Below are 18,078 nucleotides of genomic sequence, written 5' to 3'. Positions count from 1 at the left end.
TGTAGGCAACAACAAAAAAGATAACGACACCGCCTGTCGGGGGTGCGAGGAGCAAGGAGCATGAACAGGGACACTTCACTGGCCACGGCCAGTGCGGCGTGGCACCGTTTCGTGGACACGGGCCAGGTGGACGATTCGCTGGTACGCCCGGAGGTGGCGCAGTCGTGGCAGCGCTGCCGCGTGCTGGGGATCGACCCGCGCGCGCCCAAGCTGCCGGTGATGCTCGATGCGCGGCGCCTGGCGGCGGTGCGCGAGGACAACCGCGTGCTGATGGAGACCGCGCTGCCGTTCATGCGCTTTCTCAAGACCGCCGTCCAGGGCACCGGCTTCATCCTCGTGCTCACCGAGCGCAGCGGCGTGGTGCTCGACGTCTTCGGCGACGAGCACATCCTGGCCATGGCCCGCGAGAACAACTACGTGCCCGGCTGTTCGCGCGCCGAGGAGGTGGCCGGCACCAATGCGATCAGCCTCGCGCTGATCCAGAAGCGGCCCATCCAGCTCACCGGCGCCGAGCACTGGAACGTGCGCCACCACCTGTGGACCTGTGCCTCGGCGCCGGTGTTCTCGCCCGAGGGCATGCTGCTGGGCACCGTGACCCTGTCGGGCGAGACCATCCACGCCCACCGCCACACGCTGGGCATGGTGATCTCGGCGGCCGAGGCGATCCACGAGCGCCTGCGCGAGCGCGAGACCGCCGAGGAGAAGCACGGCATCGACGTCATGCTCGCCTCGGTGCTGGGCAGCGTGTCCGAGGCCATCATCACCATCGACGCGGCGGGGATCGTCACCAACATCAATCCGGCCGCCTGCAAGGCGCTCGCCGTCGAGCCCGGCGAGGCCGCGGGCAAGCCCCTGCCGCGGCTGTTTCCGGCGCACCCCGAACTGGCCGGCCTGCTGCCGCTCGAACGCGACTGCCCCACCTTCGAGGTGACCGCCGAGCGCCCGGCCGGGCGCGCCCACTTCGTCATCACCCCTTACCTGATGCTCGCCGGCGAGGCCGCCACCGGGGCCATCCTGGCGCTGCGCGAACGGCGCGAGTTCCTCAACGAGGTGCGCGGCTTGTCGGGCCTGAACGCGGTGTTCAACTTCGAGGACATCGTCGGCCAGTCGCCCGCGCTGCTGCGCCAGATCGAACTGGCGCGCGTGGCCGCGCGCCAGAGCACGCGCATCCTGATCCTGGGCGAGACGGGCACCGGCAAGGAGCTCTTCGCCCAGTCCATCCACAACTGTTCGCAGCGCCGCCACGGGCCGTTCGTCGCGCTCAACTGCGCGGCCATCCCGCGCGAGCTGATGGAGGCGGAGATCTTCGGCTACCGCGGCGGCGCCTTCACCGGCGCGCGCAAGGGCGGGCAGGTGGGCAAGCTGGAGCTGGCCGACGGCGGCACGCTGTTCCTCGACGAGATCAACCAGATGCCGCTGGACCTGCAGTCCAAGCTGCTGCGCGCGCTGCAGGAGGGGGTGGTCACCCGCCTGGGCGACAGCAAGCCGATCCGCGTCGACGTGCGCGTGATCGCCGCGGCCAACGAGGACCTGTACGCCAAGAGCCAGGCCGGCGAGTTCCGCCAGGACCTGTACTACCGGCTCAGCGTGGTCGAGCTGGCGCTGCCGCCGCTGCGCGAGCGCACCGAGGACATCGCCCTGATCGCCCGCCACCTGCTGGCCAAGCTCGGCGAGAAGACCGACCAGCGGGCGCTGGCGCTGTCGCCCGCGGCCGTCGAGCTGCTGCGCGGCTATCCCTGGCCGGGCAACGTGCGCGAACTGGAGAACATCCTCGAGATGGGCGCCATCATGGCCGACGGGCGCACCATCGAGACCGAACACCTCGCCTACCGCATGCGGGAGAGCCCGCTGCGCGATGCGCCGCGCAAGGCACCGGCGCCGGGGCACATCGAATCCCGTCCGGTGCGGGATATCGAGGTGGACATGATCCGCGACGCCATCGAGGAGTTCAACGGCAACATCGAACTGGTCGGGCAGAAGCTCGGGCTTTCGCGTGCGACCGTCTATCGCCGCATGCAGCAGCACGGCATCGTCAAGGCGGTCACCGTCAAGTAGTGCAGTCGCAAAATGCGACGCCTGTGCGAGCGTGATACGGACGTATCACGCTCGCACCTCCCCAGCGAAAAAATTCCTCCAATAATCAGCGCCTTGCACTGGTGCCGTGCATTGGCACAGCCTTTGCTCACTCTGTTCTACGGGAAACCCGGCCCACCGTGCCGGGCTGGATCGCATTCGAACGTTCAAGAGGAGATACGCTGCAATGAACAACCCGCTCTTCAGTCCCATCGAGCTTCGCGGCCTGACGCTCAAGAATCGCCTGGTCGTCTCCCCGATGTGCCAGTACATCTCGGAAAACGGCTCGGCCAACGATTGGCACCTGTATCACCTGGGGAATTTTTCCATCGGCGGATTCGGGCTGGTGATGACCGAGGCGACCAATGTCAATGCGGTCGGCAAGATCACCCACAAGTGCGCGACGCTGTGCTCCGACGAGAACGAGGCGGCGCTGAAGCGCGTCATCGACTTCGCCAGGAAATTCGGCGTGGCAGCCCAGGGGATCCAGCTCGCGCACGCCGGCCGCAAGGGCTCCACGCTGCCGCCCGCGCTCGGCGGGCAGCCGCTGGAGCCCGGCGACGGCGCCTGGGAGACGGTGGCGCCGTCGGCGATCCCCTATGCCGCCGGCTGGCACGTCCCGCGCGCGCTGACCAAGGCCGAGATCCAGCAGTTGCACGACGATTTCGTCGCCTCGGTGCAGCGCGCCGAGCGCGTCGGCTATGACCTGGTCGAGATGCATGCGGGCCATGGTTACCTGACCCACCAGTTCCTCTCCCCCCTGTCGAACCAGCGCACCGACGAATACGGCGGCAGCCTGCAGAACCGCATGCGCTTTGCGCTGGAAACCTTCGAGGCGATGCGCGCCGCGTGGCCCAAGGACAAGCCCCTGGGCGCCCGCGTTTCCGCCTGCGACTGGGTGGAAGGCGGCTGGACGGTGGACGAGAGCGTCGTGTTCGCGCGCGAGCTCAAGAAACTCGGGTGCGACTACATCGACGTTTCCAGCGGCGGCCTGCACCCCGCGCAGTCGGTGCCGCTCGCAGCGGGCTATCACGCCGAGATCGCCCGGCGCATCCGGCAGGAAGCCGACATCAAGACGATGGTCGTCGGCTTGATCGCCGATCCGCACGTCGCCGCCGGGATCGTCGAGTCGGGCCAGGCCGATTTCGTCTGCATGGGCCGCGGCGCGATGTGGGATCCGCGCTTCCCCTGGCATGCCGCCGAACTCTTCGGTGCCGAGGCCCAGTATCCCGCCCGTTCCACGCCCTGCCATCCCAAGCTGCGTCCGCAGCTTTTCCCCGACCGCCAGGAAACGCCGGCTTGAATGCCGGCGCGGCGGCAACAGACGATAAACCGAGGAGACAGACATGAAATACAACCGACCGCACGCCACCGCGGCCTGGGGGACGATGGCCAAGGACTGGGAGATGGGCATCGACTATCCCCGCATGGTCAGGGAACGCTTCGAGCGCGCGCAGCAGGCCGTCAAGGCCGCGGGCCTGGGGGCCGCCCTGTGCTTCAACGTGGACAACGTGCGCTACATCACCGGCACCCACATCGGCGAATGGGTGCGTGACAAGTTCGACCGCTATGCGCTGTGCCCGCGCGACGGGCAGCCCTATCTGTGGGACCCGGCCCCGCCCGCCAAGCGCATCAGTTCGCCGTGGATCGCCGATCACCTGGCGGCGCCGATCAGCAACATGCAGGGTGCCCTGCCGCCGAAGGTCGGCGCGCAGCAGGACTTTGCCCGCCAGATCAAGAAAATGCTGGTGGACTACGGCATCGACAAGGAGCCGCTGGGCATCGACCTGCTGGAACTGCCCATGCTGCGGGCACTGGAGAAGGAAGGCATCGAGGTGGTCGATGGCCAGCAGGCCATGCTGGACGCCCGCGAGGTCAAGACGCAGGACGAGATCCAGTGCCTCAAGGTCGCCGCGGCGATGGTGGATGCCACCTACTACGACATCTGCAAGGCCATCCGCCCGGGCATCCGCGAGAACGAACTGGTCGCCATTGCCAACGACCGCCTGTTCCGCCTCGGCTCCGAGCGCGTCGAGTGCGTGAATTCGGTGGCCGGCCCGCGCGGCACCCCCCATTCGCACACCTTCTCCGACCGCATCATCCAGCCCGGCGACATGATCTATCTGGACATCATGCATTCGTTCAACGGCTACCGCACCTGCTACTACCGCACCTTCGTGTGCGGCGAGCCGAACAGGCACCAGATCGAAGCCTACGATCTCGCCTCCAAGTGGATCAGCGCCTCGATCGACGCAATCAAGCCCGGCGCGACCGTCGAGGAAGTGGCGAGCGTATGGCCCGCGGCGCAGGAGTTCGGCTATGCCAACGAAGAGGAGGCCTTCCTGCTGCAGTACGGCCACGGCATCGGCCTGAGCCTGTGGGAGCGCCCGATCATCAGCCGGCGCTTCTCCGGGCAGAACACGGTGCTCAAGGAAGGCATGGTGTTCGCCGTCGAAACCTGGAAGGGCGCCGCCGACGGTTCGGGCGCGGCGCGCATCGAGGAGGAAGTGGTGGTGACCAAGGACGGCTGCGAGGTCATCACCAACTTCCCCTCGGACCGCCTGATCTCCTGCGGCCTGCCCGGTTGCGATGTGTTCTGAGGCGGTTCGCGGCCGCCTGGTGCACAGCCCCGGGCAGACGCCCGTCTGCCCGGCGCGGCACACGCTCACCGAAGCCCGCGCGCTGGTCAATGGCAAGACCGTCGGCGCGAGCCAGGTCGAACTCTACCTGGTGGAAATCCACCCGGGCGGAGAAGGGCTGGAAGACCGCCACCCCGGATGCGAGCACGGCTTCTTCATCCTCGATGGCGAAGGCGAAGCGTACGTGGAAGGCGAGCGTTTCACCCTGCGGCCGGAGGACAGCCTGTTCATTCCGCCCGGCGCGCGGCATTCCGTCAGGCCGGCCGGAGCGCAGTCCCTGAAGATGATCGTGTTCATGGCACCGCAGCGCTGACGTGCCGGTGCCCCCAACCTGCTCTGCTGATACCCGAAGGAACGACAATGGCATTCAGTGTTTCGGCATTCGATCTTACCAATGGCGCGGTGCTGCTCCGGGTCATCTGCGGCCTGTTCTTCTTTCCCCACATCTATTTCAAGATCGTGGGCAACCCGCCGCCGGCGCTGGGCTTCTTCAAGGCGGCCGGGTTCAGGCCCGCGGGCTTCTGGATGCGGGTCGCGCTGGTCGTCGAACTGGCGGCGGCCGTGGCGCTGCTGTTCGGCGTCTATACCCAATGGGCCGCGCTCCTTGCCGCGGCGAGCCTGCTGGTGGCGGCGATCGCGGTCTGTTTCTCGAACCGCTGCGTGAAGTGGCTGTGGAACCTCAACGGCATGGAATTCCCGCTCTTCTGGGCGCTGTGCTGCGTGGTGGTGGCCATGCTGTACTGGGGGCAGCCATGAGTGCGCAGCCCGCCGCCCATGCCACCCATGCCGCCAACGCTCCGCGGGTCGGCTGGATCGGCCTGGGCAAGATGGGGACCCCGATGGCGGCCAATCTGCTGGCCGCCGGCTTCGCGCTGCGGGTCTACAACCGCTCGCCGGCGCGCGCCGCAGCCCTGCTGGAAAAGGGCGCCACACTCGCGCCGTCGGTGCCGCTGCTGGCGCAGGAATGCGACGTGGTGATCTCCATGGTCAGCGACGACCCGGCGCTGCAGGACGTCGCGCTGAACGAGGGCGGCCTGTTCGCAGCCGCCGCGCCGGGGCTGGTCTTCATCGACATGAGCACCGTCTCCCCCGCCCTGTCGGCACGGGTTGCCGAAGCGGCGCGGCAGCGGGGCATCGATTACCTGCGCGCCCCGGTGTCCGGCAGTACCGCGACCGCGGCCGCCGGTGCGCTCACCATCCTGGCCTCCGGGCCGCAGGATGCCTACGACCGCTGCACCCCGCTGCTGCAGGCGATGGGCAGCAAGCTGCACTACCTCGGCCCGGCCGAGCAGGCGCGCTACCTGAAGGTCGCCATCAACATGATGGTCGGCGTCACCGCCGCCATGCTGGGCGAGGCGCTGGTGCTGGGCGAGCGCGGCGGGGTGGACTGGCAGCAGATGATCGAGGTCATCAACAGCAGCGTGGTCGCATCGCCGCTGCTCGGCTACAAGACCGCGATGCTGGCCACGCGCGACTTCGCGCCGATGTTCACCGCGGCACAGATGGCCAAGGACTTCGACCTCGCACTCGATGCGGGGCGCAATGCCAACGTACCCATGCCGCTCGCCGCGGTGTCGCGCCAGTTCCTCGGGGCGATGATCGCCTCGGGACGGGGGGAGATGGATTTCTTTGCCTACGTGACCCTGCTGGAGGAGCTTGCCGGCATCGGGGACGCGGGCGATCGGGCTTGAGGAGCTACGACATGCTGAATCTGAACGACGCCGCGCTGTTCCGCCAGCAGTGCTACATCGACGGTGCCTGGCGCGACGCCGACGGCGGCGGGACGCAGCGCGTCGCCAATCCATCCACGGGCGCGGCGCTCGGCACCACGCCGCGCATGGGCGCCGCCGAAACCCGGCGCGCGATCGCGGCCGCCGAGGCGGCCTGGCCGGCGTGGCGCGCGAAGACCGCCAAGGAGCGCGCGGCGATCCTGCGCACGTGGTACGAACTGATGCTGGCCCACCAGGAGGACCTCGCGGCGCTGCTGACCGCCGAGCAGGGCAAGCCGCTGGCCGAGGCGCGCGGGGAGATCCTGTACGGCGCGTCCTTCATCGAATGGTTCGCCGAGGAAGCCAAGCGCATCTACGGCGACACCATTCCGCAGCCCGCCGCGGGGCGGCGGCTGGTCGTCGTCAAGCAGCCGGTGGGCGTGGTCGCGGCCATCACGCCATGGAACTTCCCCAATGCGATGATCACCCGCAAGGCCGGCCCCGCGCTGGCGGCGGGCTGCACGGTGGTGGTCAAGCCGGCCAGCCAGACGCCCTACTCCGCGCTCGCCCTGGCCGAGCTCGCGGCGCGCGCCGGCATTCCGCGCGGCGTGTTCAACGTCGTCACCGGCGCCGCCGGGGCGATCGGCGGCGAACTCACCGCGAACCCGGCGGTGCGCAAGCTCTCCTTCACCGGATCGACCGAAATCGGCCGGGAACTGATGGCGCAAAGCGCCGCGACGGTGAAGAAGATCTCCCTCGAACTCGGCGGCAACGCACCGTTCATCGTCTTCGACGACGCCGACCTGGATGCGGCGGTGGCGGGCGCCATCGCATCGAAGTACCGCAACACCGGCCAGACCTGCGTATGCACCAACCGGCTGCTGGTGCAGGCCGGCATCTATGACGAATTCGCGCGCCGGCTGGCCGAGGCGGTGTCCGGCCTGAAGGTCGCCGACGGCTTCGAGCCGGGCTCGCAGCAGGGGCCGCTGATCGACGAGGCGGCGGTGGCGAAGGTCGAGGCCCACATCGGCGATGCCGTCGCCAAGGGGGCGCGGATCGTGGCCGGCGGCAAGCGGCACGCGCTCGGCGGCACGTTCTTCGAGCCGACCGTGCTGGCCGACGTCACCCCGGAGATGGCGGTTGCGCGCGAGGAAACCTTCGGCCCGGTGGCGCCGCTGTTCCGCTTCGACACCGAGGAGGAGGCCATCCGCCTGGCCAACGACACCGAGTTCGGCCTGGCGTCGTACTTCTACTCGCGCGACATCGGCCGGGTGTGGCGCGTCGCGGAGGCGCTGGAGTACGGCATGGTGGGCATCAACGAGGGGCTGATCTCCACCGAGGTGGCGCCTTTCGGCGGCATCAAGCAGTCGGGCCTGGGGCGCGAGGGGTCGAAGTACGGCATCGAGGAGTATCTCGAGGTCAAGTACCTGTGCATGGGCGGCATCGGCGCCTGACATTCGAGGAAACCATGGCCAGAACCCCCGTCACCCTCCTCACCGGCTTCCTGGGGAGCGGCAAGACGACGCTGCTGAACCGGGCGCTGCGTGATCCGCGCTTGCGCGGCACGGTGGTCATCGTCAATGAATTCGGCGAGATCGGCCTGGACCATGAACTGATCGAGGCCAGCAGCGATGCCGTGGTGCTGCTGCAGAACGGCTGCCTGTGCTGCTCGGTGCGCGGCGATCTGGTCAACACCCTGATCGACCTGCACCAGCGGCAGTTGCAGGGCGAACTGCCGGCATTCGACCACGTCGTCATCGAGACCTCGGGGCTGGCGGAGCCCACGCCGGTGGCCGAAGTCCTGCTTGCCGCAGCGGGGGTCAAGCCGTGTTTCAGCCTGGCCGGGATCGTCGCCACCGTCGATGCGGTCAATGGGCAGGACACGCTCGACGCCCATGAACAGTCCGTCAAGCAGGTCGCGCTGGCGGACCGCATCGTGGTGACCAAGTCGGACCTGCACGCCGACGACGGGTTGATCGAGCGCCTGAAGCGGCTCAATCCCGCGTCCGAGGTGGTGGATGTCCATGAGGCCGACCCGGCCGCCCTGATCCGCGCCTCCCACGGCAGCGGGTTCGAGCCGGGATGGCGGCCGGCCGCCCCGGCGCCGCACCGCCCGGGCCTGCGCGGCCAGGACGCCCGGAGCCGGCACGACGAGCGGATCGGACGCTTCTCCATCGTCCGGGACGAGCCCTGGGACCTGGACATGCTCAGGCTCTTCCTCGACGCCCTGGCGGCCAACGCGGGGCCGGCGCTGCTCCGCGTCAAGGGGATCATCAACGTCGAGGGCTCGCCCGAGCGCCCGGCGGTGATCCACGGCGCGCAGCAGCTCGTGCACAGCCTGGCGTGGCTCGACCGCTGGCCAAGCGAGGATCGGCGCACGCGGATCGTCTTCATCACCCTGGACCAGGCGGCCGGCGACATCGAGGAACTGGTCGCCGACATCGAGCGGCTCTCCCGGCGGACGCGCGCGGCGCGCGAACGCGCGGCCCGCCCGCATGACGGGGTGCGGCAATGAAGGCGGCCGCGCACGGCCTCGCGGTGCGCAGGGACTTCGAAGTCATCTCCCTGGTGGGCCTGGCGCATGCGGTGTCGCACTTCTTCCAGATGGTGCTGCCGCCGCTTTTCCCGTGGCTCATGGACGAGTTCTCCCTCAGCTTCACCTCGGCCGGACTGCTGATGAGCACGCTTTTCGTCGTCTCCGGCATCGGCCAGGCGGTGGCCGGGTTCGCCGTCGACCGCTTCGGCGCGCATCGGGTGCTGCTGGCGGGCCTCGCGCTCCTTGGCGCGTCCGGCCTGCTGCTGGCCGCCGCACGGGACACCGGCATGCTGTTCCTCGCCGCGGCCGTCGCCGGGCTCGGCAACGCGGTCTTCCACCCCGCCGACTACACCTTGCTGAACAAGCGGGTCTCGCCCTCGCGTCTCGGCCATGCCTTCTCCACGCACGGCCTCGCCGGCACGCTCGGCTGGGCGGCGGCGCCCGTGCTGATGTTCGCCGTCGCCAGCGCCGCATCCTGGCGCGTCGCGGCGCTGGCCGCGGCGGTGGTGGTGGTCCTGCCCCTCGCGCTGCTCGCCTGGCGCGGCGACCAGGCGGCGCCCGCCGGGGACGCGGATCATCCGGCCGGCAAGGCGCCGGGGACGCGGGGCCGGGCGTTCGGCTTCCTCGCCGCGCGCGAGGTATGGATGTGCTTCGCCTTCTTCCTGTGCTGGACGCTCGCCTTCAGCGCCGTGCAGAACTACCTGGCGCCCGCCCTGGGGCAGATCTATGCGCTCTCGCTGTCGGTCGCCACCTCGGCCGTCAGCGCCTACATGCTGGGCAGCGCGGCGGGCATGCTGGGCGGCGGGTTTCTCGTGGCCGGACCCGCGCCCGACCGCATCGTCGCGGCGGGTCTGGCCGCCGCGTCGGCCATCGCCCTGGTCCTGGCGAGCGGCCTGTCCCTGCCGGTCCTGGTGCTGCCGCTGATGGCGGCGATGGGCTTCTTTGCCGGCCTGGCCGGGCCGTCGCGCGACATGCTGGTGCGCAAATCGGCGGTTTCCGGCGCCGGCGCCGCGTCGTACGGCCGGGTATACGGATTCGTCTACTCGGGGCTGGATACCGGCCTCGCCGTCTCGCCACTGATCTTCGGCCGCCTGATGGACGGCGCGCAACTGCACGAGGTCATGGTGGGGGTGGCCGTGTTCCAGGGCCTGGCGATCCTGGCCGCGCTGCGGGTCGGCCGGCGGCTTCCGCTTGCGGCGAGGCCATCCTAAAAATGAAACACACCACGCCTGCGCCGTGCGCAAACCCCTCCCCCCTCGCGGGGAAAGGAAGCCAGGCCGTGCCGCGTTTCATGCGCCGTGGGTCGCGCCACGCGCGGTGGAACAACTGAGATGGTAACGACCATCCTGCAAGACCGCTTCGGCAGGCGCATCGACTACCTGCGGCTGTCGGTCACCGACCGCTGCGACCTGCGCTGCACCTACTGCATCCCGGAAGGGTTCAAGGGTTTCAACGAACCGGACGACTGGCTCGGCAGCGCGGAGATCCTGCGCATCGCGGAGGTCTTCGTCCGCCTGGGGGTGGGCAAGATCCGCCTGACCGGGGGCGAGCCGCTCACCCGCAGGCACATCGTGGAGATCGCCGCCGGGCTCGGACGGCTGCCCGGGATCGAGGACCTGTCCCTGTCGACCAATGCCACCCAGCTCGCCAGGCATGCCGGCGAGCTGCGGCGGGCGGGGGTGGGCCGCCTCAATGTGAGCCTGGATTCGCTGGTGCCGGAACGCTTCGCCCGCATCGCGCGCAGGGACTGCCTCGACCAGGTGCTCGGCGGGCTGATGGCGGCCAGGCGGGAAGGTTTTTCGCCGATCAAGATCAACATGGTCGTCCTCGACGGCGTCAACCTGGACGAGATCGACGCCATGGCGGCCTTCTGCATGCGGCATGGATTCGTCCTGCGGCTGATCGAAACCATGCCGATGGGTTCAAGCGGCCGCGACGCGGGCCATGTGGACCTGGGGCCGGTGCGCGAGCGCCTGCGCAAGCGCTTCGGCCTGCTGGACGGACTGGTGAAAGGCAACGGCCCGGCGCGCTACCTGCAGAGCGCGGACGGCGCCTTCAGCGTCGGCTTCATCACGCCGATCTCCCAGCATTTCTGCGCGGCGTGCAACCGGGTGCGGCTGTCGGCCGACGGCACGCTGTTCCTGTGCCTCGGCCAGGACGAACGGGTGGACTTGCGCGCGCTGCTGCGCGGCGGCGCATCGGACCGGGATCTGGAAGGCGCGATCCGCGGGGCCATCGAGATGAAGCCCGAGCGGCACGAATTCAGCGAGAAACCGCAGCAGGTCCTGCGCTTCATGTCGGCGACCGGCGGATGACCCGCCCCCGCCGCGGCCGGCCGCGGACAGCAAATTCAGGGAGATGACGATGATGCAGAAGGAAATAATCTACTTTGGCGATCCGATGTGCTCGTGGTGCTACGGCTTCACCGGGGTCATCCAGGAAATACGGGCGCGCTACTGCGACCGGGCCGGGGTCCGCCTGGTGATGGGCGGGCTGCGGCCGGACGGCACCCACGTCGTCGACGTGCGCTATCGCGATTTCCTCCGCGGCCACTGGCAGGAGATCGGCCACCGGACGGGGCAGCCGTTCGACCTTTCCATCCTCGACAAGACGGGCTGGATCTACGATACCGAGAAGGCCTGCCGGGCGGTCGTGGCCGTCCGCAAGCTCAGGCCCGAAGCGGAGTGGGCGTATTTCGCCGCGGCCCAGCGCGGCTTCTACCTGGCCAACCACGACCCGAACGACCCGCGCTCCTTTGCGCGCATTGCGGAGACTTTCGGCATCGACCAGGCGCTTTTCCTGGCCACCTACGCCGATGCGGAGACGATCGGGACGACGCGGGCGGATTTCGACTTCGCCCGCAGCGTCGGCGTGAACAGTTTCCCGACGGTCCTGCTGCGGGACGGCGAGGGGCTGGCGGTGCTGACGATCGGCTATCGGCCCCTGCAGGCGCTCCTCGCCCCGCTCGACGCCTGGTGTTCATGAGCTTCGCGCCGGGGAAGGGCCGCCTCAGATCCTGAACCGCCCGACCGAGGCCCGCAAAGCCTCGGCCAGGCCGTTGAGGTCGTCCGCGATGGCGGCCGTCCTGGCCGTTTCGTCGGCATTCCCCCGGTTCATCTGCGCAACGTTGTCGACGCGGGCGGCAACCTCCCCGGCCGCCGCGCTCTGCTCGTTCAAGGACGCCGAGATGCCGTCGATCGCCGCCTTCACCCGCCCGGCATCGTCGCGGATGGCTTCCATCTGCCCGGTCGCCTGATTCGCCAGGGCCTTGCCGTGGTCCACCTGGGGGACGACCGCGGCCATTTCCTCCGCCGCCTCCCGCGCCGATTTCTGCATCTCGGAGACGATGCTCGCGATCTCCTCGGCGGAGCATGTGGTGCGCTCCGCCAGGGAGCGGACTTCGTCGGCCACCACCGCGAAGCCCCTGCCGCCCTCGCCGGCGCGCGCCGCCTCGATCGCCGCGTTCAGCGCAAGCAGGTTGGTCTGGGCCGCCACCTCCTTGATCACCTGGGTGACGATCGAGATGCCGTCCGATTGCCGGCTCAGCCTGGCGATGGTCTCGCCGGCCCGCGCCACCGTATCCGCGATCCGGTCGATTTCCCCGGCCGCGCCGAAGATGACCTCCCTGCCTTCATCGGCCCCGCCGCCCGCGCGGCGCGCGCACTCGAGGGCCTGCCGCGACGCCGCCGAGATGCGGCCGATGGTTGCCGTCATCTGCTGGATGGCCTCGGCGATCGCGGACACCTCCCGGCTCTGGATGCGGGAAGAATCCGACACGTGGCCGGCGGCGCCCGCCACCTGCCGGACGGCCGCGGAGATCCGCGCGGCGTTGCCCGAGACCTCCTGCAGGGAATGCTGCACTTCTCCCAGCAAGGCATTGAATGCCCCCGCCGCCTCGGCCACTTCGTCCTTTCCGCGGACCGCCAGACGGGCCGAGAAATCGTTTTCCGCGGACACCAGGATCATCGTCCGCCGCAGCCGGTCCAGGGAACCGGTGACGCTGCGTATGATCAGCCAGGCCATGAGCGCGAGCCCGGCCAGGGCGCCCGCAAACACCAGGACGATGACGACCCTGGCCGCCGTCTTCGTGGCCTCGCCCGCCTCCCTCGCCTGCCGGGCGTGGCGTTCGTTGAATTCGAGCAGCGCATCCAGCCCGGCGCCCATCTTCCGCAGGGTGTCGATCGAGTCGTCGTCCTGCCGGTGCAGGACGGAGATGCCGACGGGCACCTTGCTCCATTGGTCCGTGTCGCTCAATTCGCCCAGGCGCTGCACGATCTCGTCGTTCAGGACCCCGTACCTGTTCCAGTCCTCCTCGAACTCGCGCCACGAGGCGGCCTCTTCCGCCGTCTTCGGCAGCGCCGAGAACCGTTCATAGGCTGCCTGCGCGCTGCGGTCGGCTGCCTGCTTGTTCCTGAGGACGTCGGCGAAAAAGGCGTGCGCCTCCTGCACCGCGTCCCGGGGGTCCAGGAAGTCGAACTGGGCGTAGTCCCAGGAGCGCGCGCGCCGGATCTCGCCGACGGAAAGCAGTTGCGAGGTATGCAGCGTCATCAGGGCACCGCTGGACGCGCTCCGGTCGCTCACGGTATCCAGCGCCCTCCCCAGGGAGCTCACGCCCTGCCAGCCCGTCACGCAGACCGCGCCCAGCAGGGTCAGCGACAGCAGGATCAGCAGGATGAATTTCGTCCTGATCGAAAAGCGGTCCATCGAGTCCTGGTCTCCCGTCAGCGCGCGGTGACTGCCTTGACGATGCCGTGCTGCTGCATGCGGCGGTAGAGGGTGCTGCGCGACAGCCCGAGCCGGCGCGCGGCTTCGCCGACGTTGCCGTTGCACCCTTCGATGGCGCTGCGGATCATGTCCAGTTCGATCGCCCCCATCGTCTGCGCCCGCTCCCGGGGCGGCAGCGGCCGCGCCGCTGGCGGCGGCGCGGCCGTACGCATGCGGTAGGCGAGGTGTTCGGTCTCGATGGTGCGCCCGTCGGCCATGATGGCGCCCATCTCGAGGATGTTCTCCAGCTCGCGCACGTTGCCCGGCCAGGGATAGCCGCGCAGCAGCTCGACGGCCGCGGGCGACAGCGCCAGCGCCCGCTGGCCGGTCTTCTCGCCGAGCTTGGCCAGCAGGTGGCGGGCGATCAGCGCGATGTCCTCGGTGCGCTCGCGCAGCGGCGGCAGCGCCAGCTCGACCACGCTGAGCCGGTAGTACAGGTCCTGGCGGAACTCGCCGGCCTGGCTCTTGGCGTACAGGTCCTCGTTGGCCGCGGCGATCACGCGCACATCGACGCGGATCGGCTTGCTGTCGCCCAGGCGGGTGACCACCCCCTCCTGCAGCGCGCGCAGCAGCTTGGACTGCAGGTCCAGCGGCATCTGGTTGATCTCGTCGAGGAACAGCGTGCCGCCGTCGGCCAGCTCCAGCTTGCCCACCTGCCCGCCCTTGCGCGCGCCGGTGAAGGCGCCGCCGCGGTAGCCGAAGATCTCCGCCTCCATCAGCTCGCGCGGGATGGCCGCGCAGTTGAGCGCGACGAACGGCCCGTGGCGGCGCTGCGAACAGTTGTGGATGGACTGGGCGAAGAGCTCCTTGCCGGTGCCCGTCTCGCCCAGGATCAGGATGCGCGTGCTCTGGCGCGCGGCCACGCGCGCCAGTTCGATCTGGCGCAGCAGCGCGGGCGACTGGCCGACGATGTCCTCGAAGTTGAACACCGCGTTCAGGCCCGACAAGCCGCGCACCTCGTTGAGGAACTCGCGCCGTTCGCGCAGCGCCAGGATGGCCCCGGTAGCGGCCTCGCCGGCGAGCATCACGTAGGGGGTGATGACGAAGTGGGCGCGCCCGGCCGGACGCTCGGCGGTCACCTCGAAGGTGGGGCAGTCGCGTTCGAGCGGCAGCAGGCCGGCCAGTTCGGGGTGCGCCGGGAACAGCCGCGGCAGGGGCTTGCCCGCGGCCTCGCCGGGCTCGACGGCGAGCGCCTTGCAGGCGGCCGGATTGATGTTGGTGACGATCCCCGCCGCGTCGATGGTGATGATGGCCTCGGACACGCTGCCCAGCACCGAGGCGAGCATGACGTCGATGCCGTGCTTCTCCTCGGCGGTCTCGCGCTCGCGCAGGCGCTCGTGGATCGCCTCGGCCGCCGAGATCACCATGCCCAGCGTGTGGCGGTGGGCGTGGATGGTCTCGCCCGACAGGGTCACGGTGCCCAGCAGCATGCCCTCGGGCGAGAACACCGGCGCCGAGGCGCAGGTCCACAGGTGGTGGCGCACGTTCCAGTGCTCGGCGCCGGTGAGCTGGATGGGGCGCTTCTGGATCAGCGCGAGGCTGATCGCATTGGTGCCGGCCACCTCCTCGGCGCGCGAGCAGCCGGGCACGTAGTTGTTCTCGCGGGCCATGGCCAGGATGTGCTCGTCGCCGAAGACGTCGAGCACCACGCCGCTGCGCTCGGTGAGCACGAGGATGAAGCCGGTGCCCTGGACGGCGGTCTTGAGAAAGCGCATGAACGGCAGCGCGGTCTCCATCAGCACGCGGTTGTCCTCGCGCACCGCCGCCAGGCGCCGCGCATCGAGCATCACCGGCAGCTTGGGCGCGCGCGGGTCGATCCCCAGCACGCGGCAGCGCTGCCACGACTGCGCCACCTCCGGGCGCACCAGCGAATCGTCGACCTCGCCCGTGTCCACGAAACGGTGCCACTCGGCCTGCGTGCTGGCGAGAAAACGTTCCCTGTTCATCATCGGCTCCCGGCGCGCGCCCCGCGGACGGCTCAGATGTGGATCGCCCGGCCGTAGGCTGCCAGGGCTGACTCGTGCAGCATTTCCGACAGCGTGGGGTGGGGGAACACGGTGTGCATCAGTTCGGCCTCGGTGGTCTCCAGGGTCTTGCCGATGGCGTAGCCCTGGATGAGTTCCGTGACTTCCGCGCCGACCATGTGGGCGCCGAGCAGCTCGCCCGTCGCCGCATCGAAGACGGTCTTGATGAAGCCCTCCGTTTCCCCCAGCGCAATCGCCTTGCCGTTGCCGGCGAAGGGAAAGCGCCCCACCCTGACCTCGCGGCCGCCCTCCTTCGCCTGCGCTTCGGTGAGGCCGATGCTGGCAACCTGGGGGCGGCTGTAGGTGCACCCGGGAATCCGCGTCCGGTCGAGCGGATGCAGCCCCTCGACGCCGGCGATGCGCTCGGCGCACAGCATGCCTTCGTGGCTCGCCTTGTGCGCCAGCCAGGGGGCCCCCGCCACGTCGCCGATGGCGTATACGCCGGGCTCTCCGGTGCGGCACCATGCGTCGGTGACGATGTGGCGCTTGTCCACCTGCACGCCGGTGCCTTCCAGGCCGAGATGCTCCACGTTGCCGACGATCCCCACCGCGGCGATCACGCGCTCGGCGGCGATCTCGACCTGCGCGCCCTTGACGTCCACCCGCGCCACGACGCTGTCGGCCCGCTTCTCCAGCGACACCACGGTGGCCGAGGTGAGGATCTGCATGCCCTGGCGTTCGAAGGCCTTGCGGGCGAAGTCGGAGACTTCGGCATCCTCGACGGGCAGGATCCGCGCCTGCACCTCGACCACGGTCACCTCGGCGCCGAGGGTACGGTAGAAGCTCGCGAATTCGATGCCGATGGCGCCGGAGCCGACCACCAGCAGGGATTTCGGCATCCGCGCGGGGGTCATCGCTTCCTTGTAGCTCCAGACCAGGCGGCCGTCCGGCTCCACGGGCGCCAGGGCGCGCGCCCGCGCGCCGGTGGCGAGGATGACGTGGGACGAGCCGATCTCCAGCGCCCCGGCCCGCCCCTCGACGTGCACGGCGCCCGGCCCGGCGAGGCGGGCGCTGCCGTCGAACACCTGCACCTCGTTCTTCTTCAGCAGGTGCTTGACGCCGCCGTTCAGCTGGGCCGCCACCGCGCGCGAGCGCGCCACGATCTTCGCCAGGTCGAACGAGACCTCCCGCGCTTCGAGGCCGAACGAGCCGGCGTGCCTGAAGTGGTCGAAGACCTCCGCCGAGCGCAGCAGGGCCTTGGTCGGTATGCACCCCCAGTTGAGGCAGATGCCCCCCAGGTGCTCGCGCTCCACCAAGGCCGTGCGCAGGCCCAGCTGGGCGGCGCGGATCGCCGCCACGTAGCCGCCGGGCCCGCCGCCGATCACGGTGAGGTCGAATTTTTCCTGCGTCATCCTGGCGCCTCCTATGCGAGCAGACCGAACGGGTTTTCCAGCAGCCCCTTGAAGGCAGCCAGGAATTCCGCGCCGACGGCGCCGTCCACCACGCGGTGATCCACCGACAGCGTGCAGTTCATCACCGTGGCGGGGACGATCGCGTCGCCCTCGACCACGGGCCGCTTCCGTGCCGCGCCGACGGCCAGGATGCAGGCCTGGGGCGGATTGATGATCGCGGCGAAGCTGTCCACGCCGTACATGCCCAGATTGGACAGGGTGAAGCCGCCGCCCTGGTATTCGTCGGGCCGCAGCTTGCCCTGGCGGGCGCGTTCGGCGAGGTCCTTCACTTCGGCCGAGATCGTGCCGATGCTCTTCGCGCCGGCCTGCCGCAACACCGGCGTGATGAGGCCGCCGGGCGTCGCCACCGCGACCGCGACGTCGATCTCGCGGTAGCGGCGGATGCCGTCGGCGCCCCACGAGGCATTGGCTGCGGGCACCCGCTTCAGCGCCGCGGCGACGGCCTTGACGACGAAGTCGTTCACCGACAGCTTCACCCCCTCCAGCGCCCCGTTGAGCTGCTGGCGCAGGGCCAGCAGCGCGTCGAGCCGGCAGTCGACCGACAGATAGAAGTGCGGCACCTGCTGCTTGGATTCGCTCAGCCGCTGCGCGATCACGCGCCGCATCGAGGTGTGCGGGACGAGCTCGTAGCCGGCCTCGGCGGCCGTCGGCGGAACGGCCTCCACGGCGCTGGCCGAAGACGGCGCCGCAGCGGCGGGCTCGGCCCGGGCCTCGGCCGCCAGGGCGGTGTCGATGTCCCGTTTGACGATGCGCCCGCGCGGCCCGGAACCGCCGATCGCCGCCAGGTCGAGGCCATTGGCCAGGGCCAGCCGGCGCGCCAGCGGGCTGGCGAAGATGCGCGCGCCGTCGCGCCCGGGCGATGCCTGCCGCGCTGGCGCGGCAGGGGGCGCTGCGGCGGCGGCAGCCTCCTTGCCGTCCGGC

Annotated in this window: 15 protein-coding genes; 11 read left to right on the top strand and 4 right to left on the bottom strand. The window is 69.8% G+C overall.

The annotated features are described in order from the left end of the window. Positions 1-60 precede the first annotated feature (60 nt). The 11 genes from E6C76_RS20975 (at position 61) to E6C76_RS20925 (ending at position 11,942) form a co-directional block, all read left to right on the top strand. Entirely contained in the window at positions 61-2,055 is a 1,995-nt protein-coding gene (locus E6C76_RS20975) for a sigma-54-dependent Fis family transcriptional regulator (protein ID WP_136350223.1), read from the top strand. Between the two features lie 205 nt (positions 2,056-2,260). Then, on the top strand, positions 2,261-3,376 hold the full coding sequence (locus tag E6C76_RS20970) for an NADH:flavin oxidoreductase/NADH oxidase (RefSeq protein ID WP_136350222.1): 1,116 nt from the start codon (positions 2,261-2,263) through the stop codon (positions 3,374-3,376). Between the two features lie 43 nt (positions 3,377-3,419). Beyond that, entirely contained in the window at positions 3,420-4,673 is a 1,254-nt protein-coding gene (locus E6C76_RS20965; protein WP_136350221.1) for a M24 family metallopeptidase, read from the top strand. A gap of 19 nt (positions 4,674-4,692) precedes the next feature. Then, the gene (locus tag E6C76_RS20960; RefSeq protein ID WP_168734404.1) at positions 4,693-5,025 is read left to right on the top strand and encodes a cupin domain-containing protein; all 333 of its coding nucleotides are present in this window, start codon (positions 4,693-4,695) and stop codon (positions 5,023-5,025) included. 47 nt (positions 5,026-5,072) lie between these two features. After that, positions 5,073-5,468: a DoxX family protein gene (locus E6C76_RS20955; protein ID WP_136350219.1), complete on the top strand. Its 396-nt coding sequence runs from the start codon at positions 5,073-5,075 to the stop codon at positions 5,466-5,468. After that, positions 5,465-6,403, top strand: coding sequence for an NAD(P)-dependent oxidoreductase (locus E6C76_RS20950; protein WP_136350218.1), 939 nt, complete (start codon positions 5,465-5,467; stop codon positions 6,401-6,403). The genes E6C76_RS20955 and E6C76_RS20950 overlap by 4 nt, the downstream gene beginning before the upstream one ends. Positions 6,404-6,414: 11 nt before the next feature. Then, positions 6,415-7,875, top strand: a complete 1,461-nt coding sequence (gene gabD, locus E6C76_RS20945) for an NADP-dependent succinate-semialdehyde dehydrogenase (protein WP_136350217.1) — start codon at positions 6,415-6,417, stop codon at positions 7,873-7,875. Between the two features lie 14 nt (positions 7,876-7,889). Next, positions 7,890-8,936: a CobW family GTP-binding protein gene (locus E6C76_RS20940; RefSeq protein WP_136350216.1), complete on the top strand. Its 1,047-nt coding sequence runs from the start codon at positions 7,890-7,892 to the stop codon at positions 8,934-8,936. Then, the gene (locus tag E6C76_RS20935; RefSeq protein ID WP_136350215.1) at positions 8,933-10,168 is read left to right on the top strand and encodes an MFS transporter; all 1,236 of its coding nucleotides are present in this window, start codon (positions 8,933-8,935) and stop codon (positions 10,166-10,168) included. Before E6C76_RS20940 ends, E6C76_RS20935 begins: the two co-directional genes overlap by 4 nt. Before the next feature lie 120 nt (positions 10,169-10,288). Beyond that, the gene (gene moaA, locus E6C76_RS20930) at positions 10,289-11,272 is read left to right on the top strand and encodes a GTP 3',8-cyclase MoaA (protein ID WP_136350214.1); all 984 of its coding nucleotides are present in this window, start codon (positions 10,289-10,291) and stop codon (positions 11,270-11,272) included. A 49-nt stretch (positions 11,273-11,321) separates the two neighbouring features. Next, positions 11,322-11,942, top strand: a complete 621-nt coding sequence (locus E6C76_RS20925) for a DsbA family protein (protein ID WP_168734403.1) — start codon at positions 11,322-11,324, stop codon at positions 11,940-11,942. Positions 11,943-11,966: 24 nt separating this feature from the next. On the opposite strand, the gene E6C76_RS20920 is transcribed toward E6C76_RS20925, so the two are convergent. From E6C76_RS20920 to E6C76_RS20905, 4 genes are all read right to left on the bottom strand, one after another. Beyond that, entirely contained in the window at positions 11,967-13,661 is a 1,695-nt protein-coding gene (locus tag E6C76_RS20920) for a methyl-accepting chemotaxis protein (RefSeq protein ID WP_136350212.1), read from the bottom strand. 17 nt (positions 13,662-13,678) lie between these two features. Further along, entirely contained in the window at positions 13,679-15,667 is a 1,989-nt protein-coding gene (locus E6C76_RS20915; protein WP_168734402.1) for a sigma-54-dependent Fis family transcriptional regulator, read from the bottom strand. A gap of 32 nt (positions 15,668-15,699) precedes the next feature. Beyond that, positions 15,700-17,097, bottom strand: a complete 1,398-nt coding sequence (gene lpdA, locus E6C76_RS20910) for a dihydrolipoyl dehydrogenase (protein WP_136350210.1) — start codon at positions 17,095-17,097, stop codon at positions 15,700-15,702. 11 nt (positions 17,098-17,108) lie between these two features. Further along, the coding region (locus E6C76_RS20905; protein WP_136350209.1) for a 2-oxo acid dehydrogenase subunit E2 at positions 17,109-18,078 on the bottom strand (970 nt) is incomplete at its 5' end.

The organism is Pseudothauera nasutitermitis (assembly GCF_004801295.1).
Classification (GTDB): domain Bacteria; phylum Pseudomonadota; class Gammaproteobacteria; order Burkholderiales; family Rhodocyclaceae; genus Pseudothauera; species Pseudothauera nasutitermitis.
The sequence above is the reverse complement of the archived record's forward strand: the minus strand, read 5'-3'. Positions and strand labels throughout refer to the sequence as shown.